Source organism: Ponticaulis sp. (assembly GCF_029210165.1).
Classification (GTDB): Bacteria; Pseudomonadota; Alphaproteobacteria; order Caulobacterales; family Hyphomonadaceae; genus Ponticaulis.
Window position 1 is genome coordinate 759007 of record NZ_JARGNT010000001.1, and the last position, 22811, is coordinate 781817.

The window sequence follows — 22811 nt, forward strand, 5'->3', positions numbered from 1 at the left end:
AGAAATTTGGAGAATATTCCATTATCGAACTGGATAAATACGACCACGCGCTTATCGCGTGTCTGAAGGAAGACGGACGCCTGACCAACGCGGAGCTCGCCCAGCGTATCAATTTGTCTCCGTCAGCCTGCCATAAACGCTTCAAGCGGCTTGAGAGCGAAGGCGTGATCACGGGCTATACCGTTATCCTTAATCCGGACGCTGTAGGGCGTAACCAGAACATCTTCGTTCAGGTAACGCTGGACAAACAGGATAACAAAACCATCCAGACGTTCGAGCTGACCGTGCAATCCGTTCCGGAAATTGCCGAATGCTATCTCATGTCCGGCAGCTATGATTATCTCATGCTGGTTCAGGTGAGCGATACGGCGGCCTATGAACGCCTTCACCGCGATGTCCTGACATCTCTGCCAGGCGTATCGCGGATCAGTTCACACTTTGCTCTGCGCGCGGTGACGGCGCAAACCTGATACCGGCTATTTCAGCAGGTTTTCGATCGACTTTGCGAGCTTCATATCACGCTCGGTCAGCCCGTCCGCATCATGCGTTGAGAGCAGGATTTCAACGCGATTATAGACATTAGACCATTCAGGATGGTGGTCCTGCTCATGCGCAAAAAATGCAATGCGCGTCATGAAGCCAAAGGCCTCTACAAAGTCATCAAACTCGACTTTGGCCGATACGGACTTACCGTCCTCTGACAGCGCCCAGCCGGGCTTCAGCGCGCACAGTGTCTTGATTTCGGTCTCGGTCAGCGTTTGCATCATACCTCCACTACGGTCTGTTCAATGGCACCGAAGATTGAATGCCCTTTCCCGTCCAGCATTTCCATGCGGACGACATCTCCTGCTTTCATGAACGCAGTGGATGGCTTTCCGTTCGCAATTGTTTCGATCATCCGGATTTCGGCGATGCAGGAATAGCCGAGACCGCCCTCTGCTACCGGTCGGCCAGCGCCGCCATCAGCATCCTTGTTGGACACTGTGCCAGACCCAATAACCGTACCCGCCGTCAATGGACGGGTTTTGGCAGCATGGGAAACCAGGCGCGCCATAGAGAAGGTCGCATCGACACCCGCATTCGCGCGGCCGAACGGCTTGCCATTATAGTCGACATGAAACGGCAGATGGACGAGCGTGTTCTTCCATTTATCACCCAGCTCGTCCGGCGTAACAGCAACCGGCGAGAACGAACCAGGCGGCTTGGACTGGAAGAAGCCAAAGCCTTTCGCGAGCTCCGGCGGAATAAGCCCGCGCAGCGACACGTCATTACAGAGCATGATCAGCTTGATATGGTCGGCGGCCTCAGCCTCGCTGACGCCCATTGGCACATCATCGGTGATGACCGCGATTTCACCTTCCATGTCGCAGCCCCATGCCTCGTCACCGAGCGGAATATCATCACGCGGGCCGAGGAAGGCATCCGAACCGCCCTGATACATGAGCGGGTCGTCGTAGAAGCTTTCCGGCACTTCGGCGCCGCGCGCTTTTCTCACCAGCTCAACATGGTTGATATAGGCAGAGCCATCGGCCCATTGATAGGCGCGTGGCAACGGGCTTTCACAGTCGTGCTCGTGGAAGCGAAACGTCGGCACAGAGCCAAGCTCAACACCTTCAGCCTGGCGCATCAGGCGCGGCGCGACATGTTCCCAGTCATCCAGAGCCGCCTGCAGCGTGGGCGCAATTCGCGCCGCATCCGTTGCGCGTGTGAGGTCTTTCGAGACAATGACCAACCGGCCATCGCGGCTACCATCTTTGAGTGTAGCAAGTTTCATGTAGCAGGACCTTTATCAGGTGAGTCAGGCTGTTCGTCCGGGTGGGCGCGCTTAAAAGCGTCCAGCGTCTGACAATGATCATCAATCGCCCGAAGCGCCTGAAACGGCGCCAGATCCACCTTCCAGCGGCGGGCATTATAAAGTTGCGGGATGAGAAGCACTTCAAACGCTGTCGGACGACCGAATGGCAAAGCGGCATCTCCGGTCATTTCACGCGACAGGCGTCTTTCCAGCCCGCACATTGTTTTGTGCATCCAACGCTGGTTCCAGGCTTCTTTCGCTTGCTGATCCGCGCCGAACTCGGTTTCGAGATAAGTCAGAACCGGAAGATTGCACGGCGCATGGATTTCCGTTGCTATGGCATAGGTGAGTTCGCGGCAAATCTGGCGCTCTCGTGCGTTTTCGGGCCAGAATGACGGTTCGGGGTTTTGCTCCTCCAGCCAGTCCAGAATAGCCAGCGACTGGGCGAGTACCGTTTCATCATCTGTCACCAATGCCGGAACACCAGCATGAGGATTCAGGCGCCTGAAATCATCCGATTTCTGTTCGCCTCTGGCTATATCGACCGGCTGAATATCGTAATTCAACCCTTTGAGATTGAGTGCGATGCGCACGCGATAACTGGTAGAGGATCGGTAATAGCCATGTAGCCTCATTATGGTTTTGCTTCCTTCCCGAGCTCATGCAACCACGCTGCGTGGCGAGGTGCTTTTTTTGTTGCTGACCATTCGTCAATCATGTCCGGGGCGACGCGCTTCAACTCCGTATACTGCTCATCGGTGCCGATATCGCAGGCGAGCTCAAGACGATGCCCGTTAGGATCAAAGAAATAGATCGATTTAAAGATACCGTGATGGGTAGGGCCCAAAATTTTTAATCCCATGCCCTCAAGGTGCTCTTTTGCCGACAGCAATTCGTCCATGGTCGCGACTTTGAAAGCGATGTGCTGAACCCATTCCGGCGTGTTCTGATCACGCCCCATGTCCGGCTGTTCAGGCAGTTCAAAGAAGGCCAGAACATTGCCATTCCCGGCATCCAGAAAGATGTGCATGTATGGATCGTAAGCGCCGGTTGATGGCACATGGTCTTCAGCAATGGCGAGCTGGAAATCCATGCCAAGAGCCTCGCGGTAGAACTCTACCGTCTCTTTGGCATCCTTGCAGCGATAGGCGACGTGGTGCACGCCGCCAAGCTTTGGAGCAGCCATTATGCAGGCTCCTCTGTCTTATCCCCGATCACGCCGCGCGCGACCTGATCACGCTCAATGCTCTCGAACAGAGCTTTAAAATTTCCTTCGCCAAAGCCGTCTTTATAGTCACCAACGCGCTGGATGAACTCAAAGAAGACCGGGCCAACCTGCGGCTCTGCAAAGATCTGCAGAAGAAGACGCGGCTGACCGCCTTCTGTCGTGCCATCAAGCAGGATACCACGAGTTTTCAGTTCAGCCTCATCACGACAGTGTGCAGGCAAACGCTCGCTGAGCATTTCGTAATATGTGTCCGGCGGCGCTGTCATGAACGGCACGCCATTCGCTTTCAGCCGGTCCCAGCACGCGATAAGGTCATCACAGATGAGCGCAATGTGCTGAATACCTTCGCCATTGAATTCACGAAGGAATTCTTCGATCTGGCCGCCGCCGCCCTTGCCTTCTTCATTCAGCGGAATGCGGATACGGCCATCCGGCGCAGTCAGCGCCTTGGAGGTGAGGCCAGTATACTCGCCTTTAATGTCGAAATAGCGGATTTCGCGGAAATTGAAGAGCTTCTCATAATAGTCCGCCCAGTACTTCATGCGGCCACCATAGACATTGTGCGTCAGGTGATCGATCTCATTAAAGCCTGCACCCGCCGGATGGCGGTTCACACCTGGAAGATACTCAAAATCAATGTCGTAGATGGAAAGCTCACCCTTACCGCTGTCATATCGGTCGACGAGGTAAATGATCGAATTGCCAATGCCACGAATGCCCGGAATAGACAGCTCCATAGGGCCGACATCCATACGGACCGGCTCTGCGCCGCGTTCGATCAAGCCCTCATAGGCTTTGCGCGCATCTTTAACACGAAACGCCATGCCACACGCAGACGGGCCATGCTCGCGACCAAAGAACCAGGCCGGAGAGCGCGGCTCGTAATTGGTGATCAGATTGATCTGGCCCTGACGCCACAGTTCGACGTCTTTGGTGCGGTGGGTTGCGACACGGGTGAAGCCCATCGTCTCGAAGATCGGCTCCAGAATACCTTTTTCCGGCGCGGTAAATTCGATGAATTCAAAGCCATCAAGGCCAGCGGGATTCTCAAACAGGTCAGGCATGAAAGTTTCCTCTCGTCTTATTCAGTATGTTCGTGATGGCGCGCCGCCCTGGCGCGAAAATAGTCTTGTGTGCCGCGATGGATGAGGCGGTCAGCGTCTGTGATTTCGTGAGGTTCGATAGCCGGCCGACCGCGCACATCGTCGTAAATCGGATCAAAATCGCGGTAACAGGCATCCAGAAGCGCCTGAAAATCGTCGATCACGAAATAGGTCTTCTGGAAGTCGTCGATAATGTATTTGGTGCACATGATCCGCTCCAGATCGAAGGCGATCCGGTTGGGTGAGGCATCTTCCAGTGCGAAAACGGTTTCCTTCGGCGAGGACAGAATACCGGCACCAAAAATACGCAACTCACCTGCCTCGCGGATGAGGCCGAACTCTACCGTATACCAGTAGAGACGAGCCAGATTGTGCAACTGCCCGCGCTGCATCGCACGCAGCCCGCCCTTGCCATAGGCTTCCATGAACTCGGCAAACACAGGGTCTGCCAGCATTGGAACATGGCCGAAAATATCATGGAAAATGTCCGGCTCCTGAAGGTATTCGAACTCCTCTTCAGGGCGGATAAAAGCGCCAGCCGGAAAGCGGCGATTGGCGAGGTGATCAAAGAAGACCTCATCCGGCACCAGCTCGGCTACAGGCACGACGCGCCAGCCGGTTTTCTTTTCCAGCTGGTCGCTCAGCTTCTCCATGTTCGGGATGCCGCCTTCAGACAGGCGCAGCGTCTCAATCGCGTCTAACGCAGGCTTGCACGCACGCCCGACAACGCGGTCCGCCATGATTTTAAACAGGCGGTCCCACCGGTTGTGCTCGGCGGCTGTGTAGGTGTCCCAGCGCTGGTCAATTGTGTAGTCAGCATTGCGCGGGGCGTCAGCATAGCGGTTTTTGGTCAGTCCTTGGACTGAAGCCATATTCCTCTCCCGTATTCTTTTTATTTTGAATCAGAATAACAGGAAGCGGTGAAACACGTGGTCCAAAACAAACCATTCATTGTAAATATTTGAAACATATGTTTCTATTTGAGCGATATTTCGGAACATATTTAGAGAATACCGTGCTCAATAAAACTGATCGTAAAATCCTGAAAGTCCTTCAATCTGACGCCAGCCTCAGCCGACAGGACATGCTGGACGCAACGCGCGTATCCGCGACAACGCTCTGGCGACGCATTACCGATCTGGAAGAAGCGGGCACGATCCAGAAACGCGTCGCGCTCCTGGACCCAGTTGCTGTCGGCTTTCCGGTCTGTGTGTTCGTTTCCATTGATATGAAGAGCCATGACCGCGTGGACCGCGATAGTTTTCTGGATTTTGTCAGACGCACACCGGAAATCATGGAGTGCTATTCAGTTACCGGCGCGCATGATTATTCGTTGAAGGTACGGGTCGAGAGCGTGGCCGATTTTGAAAAGCTCCTGATGGAGCAAATCCTCTCTCATAAGAGCGTGGCGTCGGCGACGTCACAGATCGCACTTCGCCAGCACAAATACTCTACAGAGCTTCCCATTCGCGAACACGACTAAATAGCGCCCGGGGCGGCGCTCTATCCACCCACCGAACACTCTTTGATTTATCGCTGAACCGGTTCGCGAGACCCGTAGTGTGCATGGCAAGCACCCACCTACGGAGCCTTTTATGCCAGCATTCATCGTCGCCACCGTCTCCATTTCGGACATGACCGCCTTCAAGGAATATTCGAAGACAATCGAAGGCGTTTCAGAAAAGTATGGCGGTGAGAGCATCGTCAAAGGCTCCATCACGGAAATGCTTGAGGGCAGCGCACCTGACGATCAGCGCGTCGTCGTCAGCAAGTTCCCTGATGCGGACTCTGCAAAAGCCTATGTGAACGATCCGGTCTATCTGGACGGCAAAGCCAAACGCAAAGGCGCTGCTATCGTCGACATGCGCCTGATCGTCGTCTGATCTTCTCCCCGTCACCACTTAAAACAAAGGTCGTTCTGTCGTGACCAAAACTGCAAAAGTCATTGTTGTAGGCGCCGGCCCTGTGGGCAGCGTCGCCGCCTGGCGTCTCGCTGAAATGGGCGTGGACGTCATCCTGCTGGAAGCCCATCCGGATTGCCCGGAAGACCTTCGGGCCTCCACACTGCACCCGCCCACACTCGAAATGCTGAATGAGTTTGGCATTGTAGACGACCTGATCGACATGGGCCTGAAAGCGCCTGTCTATCAGTATCGAAACCGCCAGTCTGGTGAGACTTTCGCCTTTGACCTGACCGAACTTCAGGACATGACGGACTATCCCTACCGGCTTCAGTGCGAGCAATTCAAACTCGCCCGTCTGCTAACCGCGAAACTCGCCGATCATCCAAATGGCGAAGTCCTGTTCTCACGCCGCGTTCTGACAGTCGAGCAGGATGGTTCTGGCGTGACACTGAAGGTGGAAACAACACGCGATATCGAGACATATCGCGCCGACTTCGTCATCGCTTGTGATGGGGCAGGCTCAACCGTACGCAAATGGCTGAATACCGGATTTGAGGGTTTCACCTATCCCGAAAAGTTCGTGACCTTCAGCACGACACGTCCGCTTGAGGACTATTTCGAAAATCTGGCGTTCGTGAACTATGTCGCCGATCCGGATGAATGGATGGTCCTTCTCAAAGTGCCGTCCGTCTGGCGGGTGCTCGTGCCTGCACATGATGGCGATGACGGTTACATCGTCTCGGACGAGAAAAAGCGTGAAGTCTTCCAGCATCTGATCAATGATCCCGAGGTCGTCACTGAACACCGCACGATTTATCGCGTGCACCAGCGCGTCGCCGAAAGCTATTTTACCGACAGGATCATTCTGGCCGGCGATGCCGCACACCTGAACAATCCTCTGGGCGGATTCGGAATGAACTCAGGGATTCATGATGTCTGGAATCTCACCGATAGGCTACGCAACGTCTTGCTGTCGGGCGGTGACCATATTGCCCCGCTTCAGAAATATGAACGCCAGCGTCAGGGCGTCATGCGCGCCTTCGTTCAGGCACAGACCATCAAGAACAAAAAGGCGCTCGAAGACAAAGACGCCGATGGCCAGAAGCGTTACCAGCAGGAACTGACTGATATCCTCGCGGACGATACACGTCGCCGCGACTATCTGCTGGGCCAGGCCATGTTCCAGAGCCGCGCTCTCGAAGCCAGCATCGACTGACCGGCGCTTCACCTCCCCCAACTCCCCACCCCCAATAAGAAAAATGCCGGATCCATCAGGATCCGGCATTTACTGCTAGCGCCGCAGTTTCTTGGGGATAGGGAAACGCTAGCGGGAGGGCCTCTCCGAACTGCCCACCATCAGAGACAATGCCTCTTCCGTGCTGACAATTTCGGCATATTTGGATTTTAGATCGAAGATGTTGGAGGCGTGCGGCCCCTCGGCGCGGTCAGCACAGGCATCCTCGACAACGAAGGGCACAAAGCCGTTTTGCAATGCATCCAGAACGCTGGCGCGCACGCAGCCCGAGGTCGAATATCCCGTAATGAGCAGGGTATCGACATGCATAGCGGTCAGCATTGCCGCCAGCGACGTTCCAAAGAATGCAGACGGATATTGCTTGGTTACCAGAATATCCGCCCCCTCAGGCGTCAGCTCTGGCTGAAACGCAGCCATAGGATGACCGGCGACGAAATGCTTCAGCGCCGGAACCTTTTTGAAGAACAGACCACCATCCACGCCGGATGAATGATACTTCACCTCGGTAAAGATCACCGGCAAGCCAAGCTCGCGTGCACGGTCACGTAAGGCGACATTGTTCTGCAGGGCCGTTTCAGCGTCCGGCCCCGCATAGAGGGGCGACGCCGGATCGACATAGGCACGGCAGACATCAACGATCAGCAGCGCCGGGCTGGAACCAAATTCCAGCCTGCCGCCAAATCCCGCCTTTTTGTAATCATCATCCAGCGCTGACATCTGAGACTAACCCAGCTGACCTGGAATGTGAGTCTCATGGACCTTCATGTAATGATCTGCGATTTCCTCTCGCGTCGCGAACCACACACCCGGAAGAGACTTCGCATGAGCAATGAACTCACGAAGCGCGCGAATGCGGTGAGCGCGGCCAGACACGTGCGGGTGCAGGCCGACATTCATGATGAGGCCTGTTTCCGCGGCTTCAGCATAGAGCACGTTCAGTTCTTCAATGAGAACGTCGCGATATTCTGTCGTCGTATAGCTACGGCGGGACAACAGCGTGAAGTCATTGATCTCGTTTGAGTAAGGAACAGAAACGATTGGACCGGCTTCCGTGCGAATGAGGAATGGCTGATCGTCATTCATGATGTCGCAATAGAATTTGAAGTCGTGCTCTTTCAGAATGCCCGCTGTGTGCAGCGTGCCGCGTAGAGACGAAGACAGCCAGCCTTTAGGCTTCTTACCGACATGCTTCTCATACATCGCAATAGAACGGTCGATGATGTCACGTTCTGCCGGTTCGTCATGCGCGTAGTCTGTCAGCAGCTCGCCCTGCTCCCAGTTGTGAGCCAGAAGCTCCCAACCGCGCTCAAGCACAGCATCTGTCATGTCCTTGCGGCGTTCAAATGTTACCGCATTGGTCGTGCAGCTCGCTGGAATGCCCATCTCGTCAAACAGTTTGATGAGACGCCAGATACCGACACGCTGGCCGTATTCGCGCCAGGTATAGTTCGGATAGTCCGGCTTATTGCCCGGTAGAACGGCCGGAAGGTTTGGCGGACCACCTGCATAATATGGCTCATCGGTATCTTTGATGAGATCCCAGGTTTCCATATTGAAGGTCAGGATCAGCGCGACGCGCGCACCATTTGGCCATTCAAGTTTGCCGCGCTTTGGAAGCGGGACATAATCATATTCCAACATGTCTTGTCTTTCGATCAGCAGTTTTCGAGGAGGTGGCCAAAGCCCGGCATACGGTCATTGATGCCGTTCGTGCGCAGGGCGTGCCAATAAGTGGCGGTGTTGATTGCGATAACCGGCTTTTCCAGCCAGAACTCGGCCATTGTCGCGACCTTGCCAAAGGCGAGGTTTGTGCCAGCCTGAATAATAGCGTCCACACCTTCAGAGACTTCGATCGCAGCATGCTTCAGCTTTTGCGGCGGCTCGTGCGCGATAAGCATAGGAGATGGTGAAGCCAGCCCCTTAATGTGGACCACTTCATAGCCCAGATCTTCAAAGAAGCGTTTTACGTTGGCATCACCAACAGGGGCGTATGGCGTCACGATGCCGAGCTTTTTGATTCCGCCATAAGCCTTGATCGCCGCTTCTACCGCGTGAGAGCCCATAACGACCGGCACGCCGCCTGTCTTTTCTTCCATCTTCTTCTGGAGACGTTCAGCGCCATCCGCGCCATCCCAGAAGGTTTCCGCTGACATGCCCATGACCACGCAGTCCGGGTCCATCGTCATCGCGGTATCAACACTATCCATCGTCGCGTTGCGGATGTTGTTGATCATTTCCATGAAGGAATCGTCGTCGAAAACCTTCGTGTCCGGGATATGAATACGCTCGAAGTGATTGGTCACACCATATGGGCGCATATCATCATATTCAGGCTGAACGCTCGTATTGGTCGACGGCGCGATGACCGCAAACTTTTTTCTGAAACCGAGAGAATCTGTCATCTGCTTGCTCCAATCCTTGCAGACCAATGCCGCTCCATGAAGCGACTTGATTGGCGTCACTATTGCGCTGATCAGACGGGATGTGTGCGGCGAAGCTGAGTTTGTTCGCCAGCTGAATAGCAACGCCGAGAGACGAAATTCGGCAGGCGAACATCGACAGAATCCGGGGCGCTTATCCGCAGAGAAACTGGCTCATTTTGCTTCAAATCGACTGATGAAGGGATGAGATGAGCACCGTGACCAGCATACTGCCCGCCAGCGCGCCAGAAACACCATTCGTATCCGCCCTTCTGGAAAAGCCGCAAACTCAGAAAATGCTGATCAACGGCAATTGGGTCGAAGCCAGCCAGAGCGAAACCATTGACGTACTGGACCCGGCCAACGGCACGACCATCGCTTATCTACAGCGCGGCACAGAAGCTGACGTGAACGAGGCGGTAAACTCTGCACGCGCCGCACTGCCTGTCTGGGGCAAGATGACCCCGCGCCAGAAGGCCGAAGTTCTGCACAAGATCGCCGACCTCATTGATGCAAATATTGAAGAATTGTCGGAGCTTGAAACCCTTGATCAGGGCAAGCCTTATTCCGTTTCCCGCTGGGCCGAGATTCCAAGCGCCGCAAAACAGTTTCGGTTCTTTGCGGGCCTCTGCCATGCGGTAGAAGGCAAGACCATCAACAATTCGGTCGAGTATCAGCCGGAAGGACGCGACGTTCACAGCTGGACTTTGAAAGAGCCGGTCGGCGTTGTCGGCGCAATTGTCCCATGGAACTCGCCACTCGTTCTGACCGCAATGAAAATTGCACCAGCCTTGGCAGCGGGTTGCACAGTTGTTCTGAAACCGTCTGAGGAGACCTCTCTCACAGCTATCAAGCTAGGTGAGATGGCGCTTGAAGCAGGCCTGCCACCGGGCGTTTTGAATGTGGTCACCGGTTATGGCCATGAAGCTGGCTCAGCCCTCGCATCGCATATGGATGTCGACAAGATTGCATTTACCGGCTCCACGCAAACCGGGCGGGCTATTGTTGACGCCAGCAAATCTAATCTGAAACGCATCTCACTGGAACTGGGCGGAAAATCACCCGCTATCGTGATGAAAGATGCAGATCTTGATCTGGCTATCCCCGGCCTTGCAAACGGCATTTTCTTTAATGCCGGTCAGGTCTGCGTCGCTAACTCGCGCGCCTTCATTCACGCTGACATTTATGATCAGGTGATCGAAGGCATCGCCGCTTATGGCGCAGAAATGCAGCTTGGACACGGGCTGAACCGTCAGACGGCTATGGGTCCGGTTGTCTCTCGCAAACAGGCAGACCGGATTGAAGCCTATGTTGAAGGCGCCCGCAGCGATGGCGCACAGATTCTTGGCGGCGGCCGCTGCGGTGATAATGGCACCTTCATAAAGCCAACTGTCGTCGGCAATGTCAGCACCAGCTCACCGATCGCACAGGATGAAGTGTTTGGCCCCGTACTCGTAGCGCAGAAATTCACCGAAATGGACGAGGCTCTGAATTGGGCAAATGACACAAGCTTCGGCCTCGCCTCCAGCATCTGGACACGCGATTTCTCGACGGCGCACAGAGTGTCCCGCCAGTTGCGCGCCGGTACGGTATGGATCAACACACACTCCATGTTTGATGCGGCCCTTCCTATCGGCGGCGTGAAACAATCAGGCTATGGCCGGGATAGCGGCATTACCGCGCTCGATAATTACCTCGAAACCAAAACCGTCTGCGCGGTCGTATAAAAAGAGGCCTCGATGGCAGACCCGATCCTCCGACAGAAAATTTCTGAAAACGACTGTCTTATTGTACCCGGCCTTCAGGACATGATCGCCGCCAAGATCGCCAATAAGGTAGGCTTTCCAGTCGTGTTCGGGTCTGGCTACTGGCTTACCGCCTCTTCCATGGGTTTGCCGGATGCCGGTCTGGCGACATATTCGGACATGTTAAAGAGCATGCAGACGCTCGTTGATGTCTGCGATGGTGCAGTCATTGCGGACGCGGACACCGGATATGGCGGTTTGTTGAATGTTCAGCACACGGTGCGCGGATATGAACGCGCAGGCGTCACCGCCATTCAGCTGGAAGATCAGGAGTTTCCAAAACGCTGCGGCCATACGCCCGGCAAACGCATCGTGCCTGATGCAGATATGGCCGACCGGGTTCGCGTAGCCGCCGACACAAGACATGACAAAGAAAACTTTCTGATCATCGCACGCACCGATGCCCGCCAGATCGAGGGTCTGGATGGCGTGCTCCGCAGGCTGGACGCTTACGCCGAAGCTGGCGCGGATATTCTGTTCGCTGAAGCGCTTCTGGATGAAAAGGAAATGCACAAAGTGTGCGCGACCTTTGATCTGCCCATGATGGTCAATATGGCCAATGGCGGGTCAACGCCGCTGCTGAAAGCGTCCGAACTTCAGGACATCGGATATTCCATCGCTATTTTTCCATCCCTCACCAGTCTGGTTGCCGCGCAGGCAATGGAGCGGGCACTGCAACACTTAAAAGAAACAGGTGACGGAGAGGCTGATGACATTTTCAGCTTCAGGGAATTCGGATCAATGATCGGTTTTGATGACATTCATGCTTTCGAGCGAAAATGGGCCCGTGACTGACAGGAACGCCTGAGCGACAAATCCGGTTCCGCTCGCCTGCATTCAATACCCGGTTTTTAAGTCGTCATGACTGATAGATGATCAGCGCGCTGAACAAATGCGCGCCGAATACTCTGTTTTGAACCTCCACAAGCGTCTCAGCTCGAGAAAATGTTCGCATGTCGATAAAACGAAACATGTCTGCATGCAGTTTCTCAATTTCTGACAGTCTTTTTTCCAGATCACACGATCTCGCCTTCTGTTCTCAAGTAACGGCAAGGCCAACGGGACAAACTTTGTTACAGGGCGAACGTCAATGAAGGAAAGACTAAGTAAAATTTGCCAAAAAGCTATGTTGCTTTCGGCTGCTGCATTGAGCGTAATGGTTGCAATACCTCAGGTTGCTCATGCGCAGGAAAACACAGCTTCCGAGGAAGAAACGCCTCGCCAGATGAACACCATCATGGTGACCACTCGTGCCCGCGCAGAGAGCATTCAGGACGTACCACTGTCCATTACCGCTCTCGATGAAGACGCGCTGGATGCAAAAAGCATTGGAAGCCTTGAAGACGTTGCACGCTTCACGTCCGGCTTTAGCTTCGAGAACTTCTCCGGCGGTTTTGCGACACCGGTCATTCGTGGTCAGGCTCAGACACGTGTCACAGCACTTGAGTCGAACGTCTCCACCTTCTTCGATGGCATTTACATGCCGCGTTCATGGGCAACGGATGTTGGCACATCTTCCATCGCACGGATTGAGGTCGTCAAAGGCCCGCAATCAGCGCGTTATGGTCGCAACGCGTTTGCGGGCGCCATCAACTATGTCCCGCGCAAAGCAGAGCTTGGTCTCGACGCGCCAACGGGCAACATCTTTACGACTATCGGTGATGATGAGCGTTTTGACGTCGGCATGACGGGCATTGTCCCGATTGGCGAGCGTTTCGCGATGGGCGCCTCTATCATTCACTCAGAATATGACGGCTCCTGGGAAAACTCCCACCCGTTTGCTGACGCAGGCATCAGCCCGGGCACAACCGGAAACTCCGGCGGCTGGGACAATGAGTCTGTCTCCTTTACTGCGATTGCTGAGCCGATTGACGGCTGGGTCACAGAATTCGGCTATTACAACTTCACGATCAGCCGCGAAATGGGCGCAAACAACCAGTACGCTGAAAACGCGTTCCAGATGAATTGCGGCGCGACACGTAACTTCCAGGAAAGCCTGCTCTGTGGAGAGCTTCCGGGCCCGACGGACAGTGTTGCTATCGATCCGCGCGCTTACAGCGTTCAGTCAGACACAGACATTTTCCGCTTCCGGACAGCTTACGATCTGACAAATGATCTGGAACTCAGCTACATGTTCGGCCGTGTCGAAGGTGAAGTTGATATCGCCAACATGACCGTGCCAGATCAGACCAATTGTATCGGTCCTTGTACGTTCCAGAACGCACCTATCGGCGCAATTGCCTATGACTCCCACGAGCTGAAGCTGGACTATACTGGCGACTCTTTCCGCGGTGCTCTGGGCGCGTTCTACACAGACGGTACAGATGATTATCTGTTCGAATACGTACTGGTTCCAAATCTCACAGCGGGTTCTACGTTCAGCCTCGGTGAAGACCCGAACGCAGTTCGCTTCCCGCTGACTGACTCCACAACGGAAACAGAGGTCACCTCATTCTTCGCTGAAGGTCAGTATACACTTCCGGGCGGCGCGACACGCGTCGGTGCAGAAGTGCGCTGGTCTGAAACAACTCTGACAGCGACCAACAATGCAAGTGGCCTTCAACTTGAAGAAACCTTCACTGCGGTCACACCACGCTTCACTGTTGAGCATGACCTGACAGACTACTCTCTGGTCTATGCTTCTGCGGCGCGCGGCGCGAAAGCAGGTGGCTTCAACCCGACAGCGGTTGCACCTGAATTCCAGGTCTTCGACGAAGAGTTCAACTGGACTTACGAGCTTGGCGCGAAGAACACCTTTATGGATGGTCGCCTCGTTCTGAACGGCGCCCTGTTCTACACAGACTGGACTGACGTTCAGATCAACTCTCCTGACCCGAGCTCTGCGGATCCGGACGCTGTCTCGATCACGCTGAACCTTGGTAATGCGGAAGTTCTGGGTGTCGAGTTTGACGCTGCGTTCTACGCAACGGACAATCTCAGCTTCGACGGTACATTCTCTCACGCTGACGGCACTTACAGCGATGGCACGATTGATGCGCGCTTCCGCCGTACGCCGTCTCCGTGTGACAATGTTGTCTGTACGTCTGATGGCGACGTTGGTGGCAACGACATTGAACGGACACCGCAGACACAGGCATCCTTCGGCGCACAATGGGAAGACACTCTGCCAATGTGGGGCGGTCCAACCTGGTCTGTTCGCGGCGACCTGACATGGCAGAGCGAATTCTACGCAACGTCTGCCAATCTCGCGACAATTCCAGAACGTACACTGCTTGGTGCACGCGCTGGTCTCGACTGGGATAACGTCAATATCAGCCTCTGGGCGAAGAACCTCACCGACGAGTCTTATGTCTCGAACGCCTATGTGGTTCTCATCCCGTTCGGCAACACATACCAGACGTTCTACGGACCACGTCGTTCCTTCGGCATGACTGCACGCTACTCGTTCTGATACTCCTTCCCCAGGTCATCAGAACAGAAAGCCCGCCTAACATGGCGGGCTTTCTTTTGTCTGCGGTTCAGACCTCCAGCATTTACAGCCAACAAAAAAGCCGCCCCAACGGGCGGCTTTTTCAATTAGATAGCAAGGCTGGAAACTTAGTCCTCAAGGTCGCCAAGAAACAGGTTTGGCAGCACCGCATTATCCCAGCCCGGTTCTTCCGGTGGCCATGAGCCTGTGCGCAAGATCACCAAATTCTCGGACGGCACCATATAGGCCACCTGATTGGAGTTTCCGTCGAAAAAGAAAACGTCGTCACGAAGGAACGGCTCTGACTGAGGCGTACCGTAACCACCTTCTTCAATGTCGGGGCCACCCGGGCTCAGACGCGGCGAATAAGGTGTACCGAGATAAAGACCCATGCCCGCATTCGGAAATCCCGGTCCCGGCGCTTTGATCTCTGCAATAAATTCAGGAGACAATAACGCCTCACCTTCCCATTCTCCGTTCTGAACCAGCAGAACTGCCAATCTCAGATACGTGTCGGCTGGCAGCATCGCACAACAACCGGAGTGTGGAACTCCGCCATCACGGTTGAACCAGATCTCACCGCCTTTTGCGCCCAGCGGCTCGAAGACAGCTTGCGTCAGCCAGTCCGCATAACCCATGCCCGTCGCGCGCTCGATCAGAGGTGCGATGAGATCACCATTGGCATTGGAGTAGGCGTAAACCTCACCCGGCTCGGCCACCATCGGATAATCTTCGATGATTACGCGGTCATGATACGGATGCAGATACGCACGGTTCAGAACATTGTCAGCTTCAAAGGCGGCCGCTTGCGGCAACAGACCGGAATGCATGCCCAACACGTCCCGGATACGGATCGTCTCTTTGGGTGTGCCCTGCCATTCGTGGATGAAGTCCGCCATAGGCTGGTCAAGCGAGGTAATATAACCTTCTTGCAAAGCGCGCCCGACAGCGACCACGCTCAGCGGCTTGGCCAGCGACTTCGACACTAAAAGCGTATCTGCATTCGCATCACCAAAATATGTTTCGGAGACAATGGCACCATCTTTCCAGATGATCAGGGATGATGAGTTGTTTGCCGCAGCATAGCTCGTTGCGGCTTCGAGCGTATCCGACCCGAAAACCGTTTCCGCAGAAGCCCGAGCGAGTGGCTCGAACTCGGCGGCGCCAGCCATTGGTTTCAGATTGTCATAAGCCGGCAAACCGGAGGTGCCCGTTCTGTCGCGTAGCGCATCAAAACGTTGCAGATAGATCGCCTCAGCGGCCTCTTCGCTAAGTCCGGTCTCCGGCTCGACATGTGTCGCACAAGCGCTCGCAATCAGGCAGCTGGCCATCAAAAATCGTTTCAGCGTCATATCGCCTCCTATTCTGTCCAGACCATCAACCTACGCGATCCCGAGGCACCGGACTCATGGGGTAACGGGGGAGTTCGTCAGGCGAATACTCATGAAAAGCACATTCGTATCGCCCGCAGTAATGCGAAGTTGTTGTGAGAATAACAAGGGTCAGGCCTGGCCGGCTCTGTTTACGGTGAAGGAGCAGGAAATTGCAGCGAGCAGGCACCAGTTTGATCGGATGTGCTACGGCTCTACTGCTGGTCACCACCAGCTGCACAGCTCCCGCGTCACCAATTGCCGAGACCGCACAAAGCTCCGCAGGCTACGCCTATCTCGATCGCACTGAGCTGGCGGCAAATGGCCGTGAAATTCCGTATCGGGTATTTCGCCCGACGGCAGACTGCACACCCTGCGACGTCATCGTCTTCTCCCATGGCAATCTTGCAACGTATGACCGATATGACGTGCTGCTCACAGATTGGGCCATTAACGGGTATGTCGTGGTTGCGCCCCAGCATGTTGATTCTGAAGAACATCCGGACCGCGAAGCCTATCTGACAACAGATAGCCAGCCGCTCCGCGTGGAAGATTATCTGGTGCTCTCAAACCGTTTTGCTGAAGACGGCTTCGAATTTGACGGGTTGAATTTTTCGGGACGTCAATTTGCAGCAGGTCACTCCTATGGCGGGCTGATCGCGCTGCTGGCAGGCGGTGCAGAAGCTGCAGATAACGCAAGCAATTTTCCGGAAAATGCCATCGATCCGCTCGCCGTAATTGCGATCTCTCCACCCGGAGAGTTAGATGGCCGCATTGATCAGAACGGATACTCAAAAGTCGACAGGCCGACGCTGTTTGTGACCGGCACCACCGATATTCTTCCCGGCTTCATTGATGCCTGGGAAACCCATCTGGACGCCTTCGAGGTTAGTCAGGAGGGACTCGGATACGCGCTCGTTTTCGAGGGCATGAACCATTACTTCAACGGCGCTTTTGGCCGGATCACGCCCGAGGGCGCCCAGTCGCAAAACGCTGTTCACACGCTGAATACGCAGATTCTTGCGTTTCTGGCTGCCGCCGCTTCAGGCGAAGCCCCCGTCGGCGACGACTGGGCGCAAACAGATAATCCGATTGTAAGGACGCTGACCAAATGACCTCGATCACAGACGATGTACCGATGCAGAGCGACAATCCTTCACCCGTTTCCGACATCACTCGAAAAGTGAAAGTCGGCTGGGCGAGCGGCGCGCTTGGTGTGGCGATCCTAATGAACTCTATCGGTGGTCTGGCGCTGTTCTACATGATCAGCGTTCTGCATATTAATCCGGCTCTCGCCGGCGGCCTGATCTTCGTAACTAAAATCTTCGATGTCCTGTCCGACCCGATTGTCGGGCGCTGGAGTGACTCTCTGCGTTCGGGCAAAAGCCGCCGCCGTCCGTTCCTTCTCTGGGGCGCGCTGATCTCGGCCGGCTCTTTTGCGCTGATCTTCACGACACCGCTATTCGATAGCGAGTGGATGCGTGCAGGCTATGTCTTCATCGCCATGCTGATTTACACGCTCGGCTATACAATCTTCAACGTGCCTTACATGTCCATGCCGTCAGAGATGACCGAGGACTATCACGAGCGGTCCTCCATCCACAGCTACCGGATGATGTTCATCTCGGTTGCCAATCTGGTCGCTGGTGCACTGACGCCCTGGATTCTTGAAAAAATGGGCCGTCTTGAATGGTCTTCATACGCGCTGATCGGCATGGCCGGCGCGATCATCATTCTGCTCAGCATGGTCAACGCATGGCGCACGACAGCAGATGCCAAATTCACAGAAGCAGGCACGCACACACCGCGCATGCTGGACGAATTGAGCCATGTCTGGAGCAACCGCCACTTCATCCGTCTTCTCGGTGTAAAAGCAGCTCAGCTGATTGGTATCGCCTCCGCCGCAGCTGCCGGTATGTTCTTCCTATTGAACGTCCTGCAGAAAGACCTGAACCTGATGGCCCTGACCGGCCTCGTTGTGGGCCCGATGTCGCTGCTGTTTGCACCGGTCGTCGTCTGGATTTCCAAACGTATCGGCAAAAGCCGGACCTATATGCTCGCTGCGGCCAACTATGTCATCATTACTGCAACATGGGTGATCGCCGACGCGAACGAGCCAGACTGGGCATATCTGCTGCGTATGGCGCTCGTATCATTCTCGGCCAGCGGCAACATCATCATGGCCATGTCGATGCTCACTGACATCATCAACCATGATGCCAAGAAAACCGGTGTTCGCCGCGAAGGCGTCTACACAGCTTTTTACAGCTTCACTGAAAAATTCACGTTTGCATTCGGCCCACTGATTGTCGGCCTCGCACTCGGCTTTGCCGGGTTCGACAAGAACATTGCGCCGGAAGCGATGCAAACCGAAGAAATTCGCCAGGCCCTCCTGCTTGGCAACTGCTATATCCCCGTCGTCATGGGCTTCCTCGCGATTTTCCTGCTGTCGGGATATAAACTGAAAGAAGAGGATCTGAAAAATGAGTGAAGAACTGCATGCCCGACTACGGCAGCGCGGCCGCGCTTCTGTAGATTTTCTCGCCAATTTCGGGTTTGGCATGTCAGACCTGCGTGACTCGGTCGAGGAAGAAATCCAGAGGATCGTTCCTGATCCTGACGCCCTGCCGGACGACCTTGACCAGCGCGATGCACGTATGCAGCAGAGCCTCGGCGCCAGCCAGGCCTATCGCGCAACGCAAGCGGTTGGCGAATGGATGGCGACCCATCACGGTCTCGTTGCCAAGCACGCTTTCGAAGAAGTGCGTGAGGAAATGGAACCGATCCTGAAAAAGTTCGAACAAGGTGGTTCTACCGTTGAAGCCAATCCAGACAAAGAAGCACCAGCTTACTGGGACGGCGTAGATTTCCACCGCACCGCAGGTGGTTGGGACGAACACGATTATCAGGGCTATATCCACGCCGATATCGTCCACACACGTCTTGTCGCGAAGACCTTCCCGGGTGGCATTTTTGCCCAGCGCCGCATGGTCGCTGCGCTCCCGCCAAAAGATCACTATGACAAGATCATCGACATGGGCTGCTCTACGGGGCACTTCACCCGTGCGCTGCAGGAAACCTATCCGGATGCAGAAATCTATGGCGTCGACCTGTCTCTGAAAACCATTCAGCAGGCGCAGCGCCTCGGCAATGCAAACGGCTGGAGTTGGAAGCTCTTCCAGCGACCTGGCGAAGACACTGGATTTGAAGACGAAACCTTCGACCTCGCCACGTCTTACATTCTGCTGCACGAAATTCCAGCGGACACGATCAAGGCGCTCTTCAAGGAAGCCTTCCGTGTGCTCAAGCCGGGCGGCGATATGATCATGAGCGACGTGACCCGCTATGCCGATCTCGACAAGCTCGCCCAGTGGCGTGCCGATGCCGGCGCAAAATACGGCGGCGAACCGCACTGGCGTGCCTCAGCCAGCCTCGATCTTGCGCAAATCGCGCGTGATGCAGGGTTTGTCGACGTAACGGCCAAAGCCTTCGATCCATTCAAATACCCTTATGTAGTTCAAGGACACAAACCGGAATGAGCGCCGACCCTAAATCCTACAACAAGCCGCAACGGAACATGCTGCTTGAGACCGACGTAAACGGTCTGGCACAGGCTGTTGTGACACTCACGCAAGAAGTGTGGGTTCTGAACGACCGTCAGATGGTGACCGAAGCGGTTCTGGCAAAGCACGGTATCGATATCGCTGAAGAGATCGACACCTTCACACCAGACGAAACGCTTCAGTCAAAGCTCGATGAGCGTAGCCGTGCCATCATGCAGCGCGTTTTCAATTCGCTCGGTGGAATTTCGTCTGACGAGTAGACGGTAAATCAACCAATCCGAAAGCCGCCATTTTCTGCAAAGAGAATGGCGGCTTTTTTTTGTGCCGCGTTCCATTTTTACAAATCGCGGTGACTTCATGACGTTCAACACCAAAGCTCTGATCGCAATTATTGCCGTCAACTTTGTAACGATTGCAGGGTTTGGCTTCCTCTTTCCCATTTTTGCAGTCTACGGAAAGGCCATTGAGGCGAACGCCACCGAAATCGCGCTCTCAATCGCGTCTTTCTCCCTTGGCAACCTCATCGCCAATCCGATCTGGGGCAAAGCATCCGACCAGTTCGGACGCAAACGCCTTCTGGTCATCAGCCTAGCGGCGGGCGCCGTCATCACCGCGCTGAACGTGCTGGCCGTAACCCCATGGGCGCTGATCTTTGCACGCTTTGTGGCGGGCCTTGCTGCCGGTAGCTTCTCCATCGCATTTGCCGTAGCCGCGGACATCTCAACACCTGAGAACCGCACGCGCGTTATGGGAACAGTTGGCGCCGGTTTCTCGCTTGGCTTCATTATGGGGCCGGCCATTGGCGGCTTCGTTGCAGGCGGTGACCCTGGCCCTGAAGCCTTTGCCCGCGTCTGTTATGCAGGCGCCGCTCTGATGCTGATCGGCGCGGTAATCACCCAGATTTTCCTGCCGGAAACACGACCAGAAGATGACGGCTCGGCTGAGGGCGAGAACGCGCCGCAGCAAATGAGCCGCTGGGCCGTCCTGCGTGACCCTGTACTGGGCATTATTATTCTTCTGTCGCTGGTCTCTTCAATCGCCATGGCCAAGATGGAAGCCACATTTGCCATCTTCGCGGACGATGTGCTGAGCCTCTCCCCGTTCGGGATCGGGCTATACTTCGCCGCTATGGGCGGAATTGGTGTAATCGGTCAGGCGGGTGCCGCGGGCTTCCTGTCGCGTAAAATCGGCGAGCGCGGCATGCTGTTTGTCTCACTGGGGTTTCTGAGCCTCGGCATGTTCGTTCTCGCGACGTCACAGGAGAGAGTTCAGGCCTTTATCGGCATGTGTACGATTGCGATCGGCTTTTCCATGATCACACCAGCCATGTCCGGCCTGACATCGCTCTCCGCGCCGCCGCGTGCGCAAGGCGTCTCTCTCGGGTTAGTCCAGTCATCTGGTAGTCTGGGCCGGGTCATCGGACCGGCGTTTGCAGGAGTCATTTATGACATGGCAGGCCCGCCAGCACCGTTTTACGTCGGTAGCGTTATCCTGCTCATATGCCTGATTGCAATGGGTGTGTGGATGCGCGTTGTACCACCGCTGGCCAAGCCGACCTGATAGAACACCGGTCGGCTCGGCTTTCGGAGGTAATCAGATCACCCCGGAAGCGGCCAGACACTGAATGTCTTTTGAAGACAGTCCCAGCCCATCCAGTAATTCAGTAGTGTGCTCGCCGACTTTCGGCGGGTTGAGACGCAGGCCCGGACGCGCGCCATCCATCTCGACCGGAAGCGCAGGCAGTTTCACCGGCGTTCCGTCAGGCAGTTCCAGATCAAGCAAGCCGCCTTTCGCATTCAGATGCGGATCATCAAACAGGTCTTCGGGCTTAGAGATCGGAGCAAACGGCAAGCCTACCTCTTCAAGAATCACCATCAGGTCATCCTTGGAATAGGTTTCAAAGAGCGCGCGCAGGACAGGCATGATTTCATCACGGCGCGCAACGCGCTCATTGTTCTGCGCCAGAGACTCATCGCCTGCCCATTCGGCAAGACCGAAGGCTTCACAGAACTTGGCCCACTGGCCGTCAGATACCACGCCAACAAACACTTTCTCGCCATCGCGGACATCGAACACGTCGTAAACAGCCCAGGCAGAGATACGCGCAGGCATAGGCGCCGCAGGACTGCCGGTGACTCCATACTGAGCCATATGTTGACCGACCAGAAAGGCGGTTGTCTCGAAGAGTGAGGCCTGCACACGCTGGCCTTTGCCGGTCACGTCACGCTCACGCAGTGCCGCAAGAACCGCGATCGCGCCGAACATGCCACCCGTCACATCAATAACAGACGCACCTGCGCGTAAAGGTCGGCCAGGAGGGCCCGTCATATAGGCCAGCCCGCCCATCATCTGCGCGACCTCATCTAGCGCCGTCCGGTTTTCATACGGACCGGCCAGAAAGCCTTTTTCAGAGCAATAAATCAGCTTCGGGTTCAGCTCACTCAGCGCCTCATATCCAAAGCCCATCTTATCGAGCGATCCGGGACGGAAATTCTCAACAAACACGTCGGCATCTGCGATCAGGCTGCGCGCAATCTCTGCCCCGCGCTCTGATTTCAGATTGAGACAAATGCTCTTTTTATTGCGGTTATACATGGCGAAATAACCAGCGCCCGAACCCTTGAGTTTGCGGGTTTTGTCACCACCAATCGGTTCCACCTTGATGACCTCGGCCCCCATATCGGCCAGCATCAGTCCGACTGTTGGCCCCATAACCATATGGGCAAACTCAACAACTTTAAGTCCCGTCAGGGGTCCGTTCTTCAACACGGTGGCACTCCGATTTTCTCGTTATTCGTCAGAGTAAAACTCGTCGGTTTTGACGGGTTTTTCCTGCCGTGAATCACAGCTGGTCGACTGACGAGCATCCAAAACCGGGGTGAGCCTGAAGTTATTCGTTCCTCGAACAGCTTGGTGAAATCCGATGCGCACAGACCAG

Annotated in this window: 23 protein-coding genes; 12 read left to right on the forward strand and 11 right to left on the reverse strand. The window is 55.2% G+C overall.

Annotated features, from left to right (window positions below; translation table 11 throughout):
* The first annotated feature begins 29 nt into the window (after positions 1–29).
* Positions 30–470 carry an Lrp/AsnC family transcriptional regulator gene (locus P1U45_RS03780; protein WP_293609287.1) on the forward strand — a complete coding sequence of 147 codons (441 nt, stop codon included), beginning with the start codon at positions 30–32 and terminating at the stop codon, positions 468–470.
* Between the two features lie 6 nt (positions 471–476).
* On the opposite strand, the gene P1U45_RS03785 is transcribed toward P1U45_RS03780, so the two are convergent.
* Genes P1U45_RS03785 through phhA form a run of 6 tightly spaced genes read right to left on the reverse strand, consistent with a single transcriptional unit; the run spans position 477 to position 4998 of the window.
* Positions 477–767: a 4a-hydroxytetrahydrobiopterin dehydratase gene (locus P1U45_RS03785; protein WP_366144962.1), complete on the reverse strand. Its 291-nt coding sequence runs from the start codon at positions 765–767 to the stop codon at positions 477–479.
* Entirely contained in the window at positions 764–1774 is a 1011-nt protein-coding gene (locus P1U45_RS03790) for a fumarylacetoacetate hydrolase family protein (protein ID WP_301057567.1), read from the reverse strand. Before P1U45_RS03790 ends, P1U45_RS03785 begins: the two co-directional genes overlap by 4 nt.
* Entirely contained in the window at positions 1771–2430 is a 660-nt protein-coding gene (gene maiA, locus P1U45_RS03795; RefSeq protein WP_301057568.1) for a maleylacetoacetate isomerase, read from the reverse strand. Before maiA ends, P1U45_RS03790 begins: the two co-directional genes overlap by 4 nt.
* Positions 2430–2981 (reverse strand): VOC family protein, encoded by a 552-nt coding sequence (locus tag P1U45_RS03800; RefSeq protein ID WP_301057569.1) that lies wholly within the window; start codon positions 2979–2981, stop codon positions 2430–2432. Before P1U45_RS03800 ends, maiA begins: the two co-directional genes overlap by 1 nt.
* Positions 2981–4087, reverse strand: coding sequence for a 4-hydroxyphenylpyruvate dioxygenase (gene hppD, locus P1U45_RS03805; RefSeq protein WP_301057570.1), 1107 nt, complete (start codon positions 4085–4087; stop codon positions 2981–2983). Before hppD ends, P1U45_RS03800 begins: the two co-directional genes overlap by 1 nt.
* A 17-nt stretch (positions 4088–4104) precedes the next feature.
* Positions 4105–4998, reverse strand: a complete 894-nt coding sequence (gene phhA / locus P1U45_RS03810) for a phenylalanine 4-monooxygenase (protein WP_301057571.1) — start codon at positions 4996–4998, stop codon at positions 4105–4107.
* Positions 4999–5141: 143 nt separating this feature from the next.
* Here phhA and P1U45_RS03815 point away from each other — a divergent pair, with 143 nt between their 5' ends.
* The 3 genes from P1U45_RS03815 to P1U45_RS03825 all read left to right on the forward strand — a co-directional run bounded on the left by P1U45_RS03815 (position 5142) and on the right by P1U45_RS03825 (position 7246).
* Positions 5142–5609 (forward strand): Lrp/AsnC family transcriptional regulator, encoded by a 468-nt coding sequence (locus P1U45_RS03815; protein WP_293609267.1) that lies wholly within the window; start codon positions 5142–5144, stop codon positions 5607–5609.
* 112 nt (positions 5610–5721) lie between these two features.
* Complete coding sequence (locus tag P1U45_RS03820) at positions 5722–6009, forward strand: DUF1330 domain-containing protein (RefSeq protein WP_293609266.1); 288 nt, start codon at positions 5722–5724, stop codon at positions 6007–6009.
* 40 nt (positions 6010–6049) lie between these two features.
* On the forward strand, positions 6050–7246 hold the full coding sequence (locus P1U45_RS03825; RefSeq protein WP_301057573.1) for an NAD(P)/FAD-dependent oxidoreductase: 1197 nt from the start codon (positions 6050–6052) through the stop codon (positions 7244–7246).
* Positions 7247–7354: 108 nt separating this feature from the next.
* Here the strand turns inward: P1U45_RS03825 and P1U45_RS03830 are convergent, their stop codons facing one another.
* From P1U45_RS03830 to P1U45_RS03840, 3 genes are read right to left on the reverse strand one after another with little or no spacing between them, the layout of a single operon-like run.
* Positions 7355–8002 carry an isochorismatase family protein gene (locus tag P1U45_RS03830; RefSeq protein ID WP_301057574.1) on the reverse strand — a complete coding sequence of 216 codons (648 nt, stop codon included), beginning with the start codon at positions 8000–8002 and terminating at the stop codon, positions 7355–7357.
* Between the two features lie 6 nt (positions 8003–8008).
* Positions 8009–8926, reverse strand: a complete 918-nt coding sequence (locus tag P1U45_RS03835; RefSeq protein ID WP_301057575.1) for a polysaccharide deacetylase family protein — start codon at positions 8924–8926, stop codon at positions 8009–8011.
* Positions 8927–8940: 14 nt separating this feature from the next.
* On the reverse strand, positions 8941–9687 hold the full coding sequence (locus P1U45_RS03840) for a hypothetical protein (protein ID WP_293609262.1): 747 nt from the start codon (positions 9685–9687) through the stop codon (positions 8941–8943).
* A 227-nt stretch (positions 9688–9914) separates the two neighbouring features.
* Between P1U45_RS03840 and P1U45_RS03845 the strand changes: the two genes are divergently transcribed.
* From P1U45_RS03845 to P1U45_RS03855, 3 genes are all read left to right on the forward strand, one after another.
* Positions 9915–11432, forward strand: a complete 1518-nt coding sequence (locus tag P1U45_RS03845; protein ID WP_301057576.1) for an aldehyde dehydrogenase family protein — start codon at positions 9915–9917, stop codon at positions 11430–11432.
* A gap of 12 nt (positions 11433–11444) precedes the next feature.
* A complete protein-coding gene (locus P1U45_RS03850; RefSeq protein ID WP_301057577.1) occupies positions 11445–12305 on the forward strand; it encodes an isocitrate lyase/PEP mutase family protein in 861 nt (286 codons plus the stop codon).
* A gap of 331 nt (positions 12306–12636) precedes the next feature.
* On the forward strand, positions 12637–14922 hold the full coding sequence (locus P1U45_RS03855) for a TonB-dependent receptor (RefSeq protein WP_293609259.1): 2286 nt from the start codon (positions 12637–12639) through the stop codon (positions 14920–14922).
* A 146-nt stretch (positions 14923–15068) separates the two neighbouring features.
* On the opposite strand, the gene P1U45_RS03860 is transcribed toward P1U45_RS03855, so the two are convergent.
* The gene (locus P1U45_RS03860; RefSeq protein ID WP_301057578.1) at positions 15069–16292 is read right to left on the reverse strand and encodes a serine hydrolase; all 1224 of its coding nucleotides are present in this window, start codon (positions 16290–16292) and stop codon (positions 15069–15071) included.
* 191 nt (positions 16293–16483) lie between these two features.
* Here P1U45_RS03860 and P1U45_RS03865 point away from each other — a divergent pair, with 191 nt between their 5' ends.
* The 5 genes from P1U45_RS03865 (at position 16484) to P1U45_RS03885 (ending at position 21433) form a co-directional block, all read left to right on the forward strand.
* Positions 16484–17425 carry a hypothetical protein gene (locus P1U45_RS03865; protein ID WP_301057579.1) on the forward strand — a complete coding sequence of 314 codons (942 nt, stop codon included), beginning with the start codon at positions 16484–16486 and terminating at the stop codon, positions 17423–17425.
* The gene (locus P1U45_RS03870; RefSeq protein ID WP_301057580.1) at positions 17422–18801 is read left to right on the forward strand and encodes an MFS transporter; all 1380 of its coding nucleotides are present in this window, start codon (positions 17422–17424) and stop codon (positions 18799–18801) included. The genes P1U45_RS03865 and P1U45_RS03870 overlap by 4 nt, the downstream gene beginning before the upstream one ends.
* Positions 18794–19849 carry a class I SAM-dependent methyltransferase gene (locus tag P1U45_RS03875; RefSeq protein ID WP_293609255.1) on the forward strand — a complete coding sequence of 352 codons (1056 nt, stop codon included), beginning with the start codon at positions 18794–18796 and terminating at the stop codon, positions 19847–19849. Before P1U45_RS03870 ends, P1U45_RS03875 begins: the two co-directional genes overlap by 8 nt.
* Entirely contained in the window at positions 19846–20133 is a 288-nt protein-coding gene (locus tag P1U45_RS03880) for a hypothetical protein (protein ID WP_293609254.1), read from the forward strand. Before P1U45_RS03875 ends, P1U45_RS03880 begins: the two co-directional genes overlap by 4 nt.
* A 97-nt stretch (positions 20134–20230) precedes the next feature.
* The gene (locus tag P1U45_RS03885; protein ID WP_301057581.1) at positions 20231–21433 is read left to right on the forward strand and encodes an MFS transporter; all 1203 of its coding nucleotides are present in this window, start codon (positions 20231–20233) and stop codon (positions 21431–21433) included.
* A gap of 33 nt (positions 21434–21466) precedes the next feature.
* Here the strand turns inward: P1U45_RS03885 and P1U45_RS03890 are convergent, their stop codons facing one another.
* Complete coding sequence (locus P1U45_RS03890; protein WP_301057582.1) at positions 21467–22642, reverse strand: CaiB/BaiF CoA-transferase family protein; 1176 nt, start codon at positions 22640–22642, stop codon at positions 21467–21469.
* Between the last annotated feature and the right edge of the window lie 169 nt (positions 22643–22811).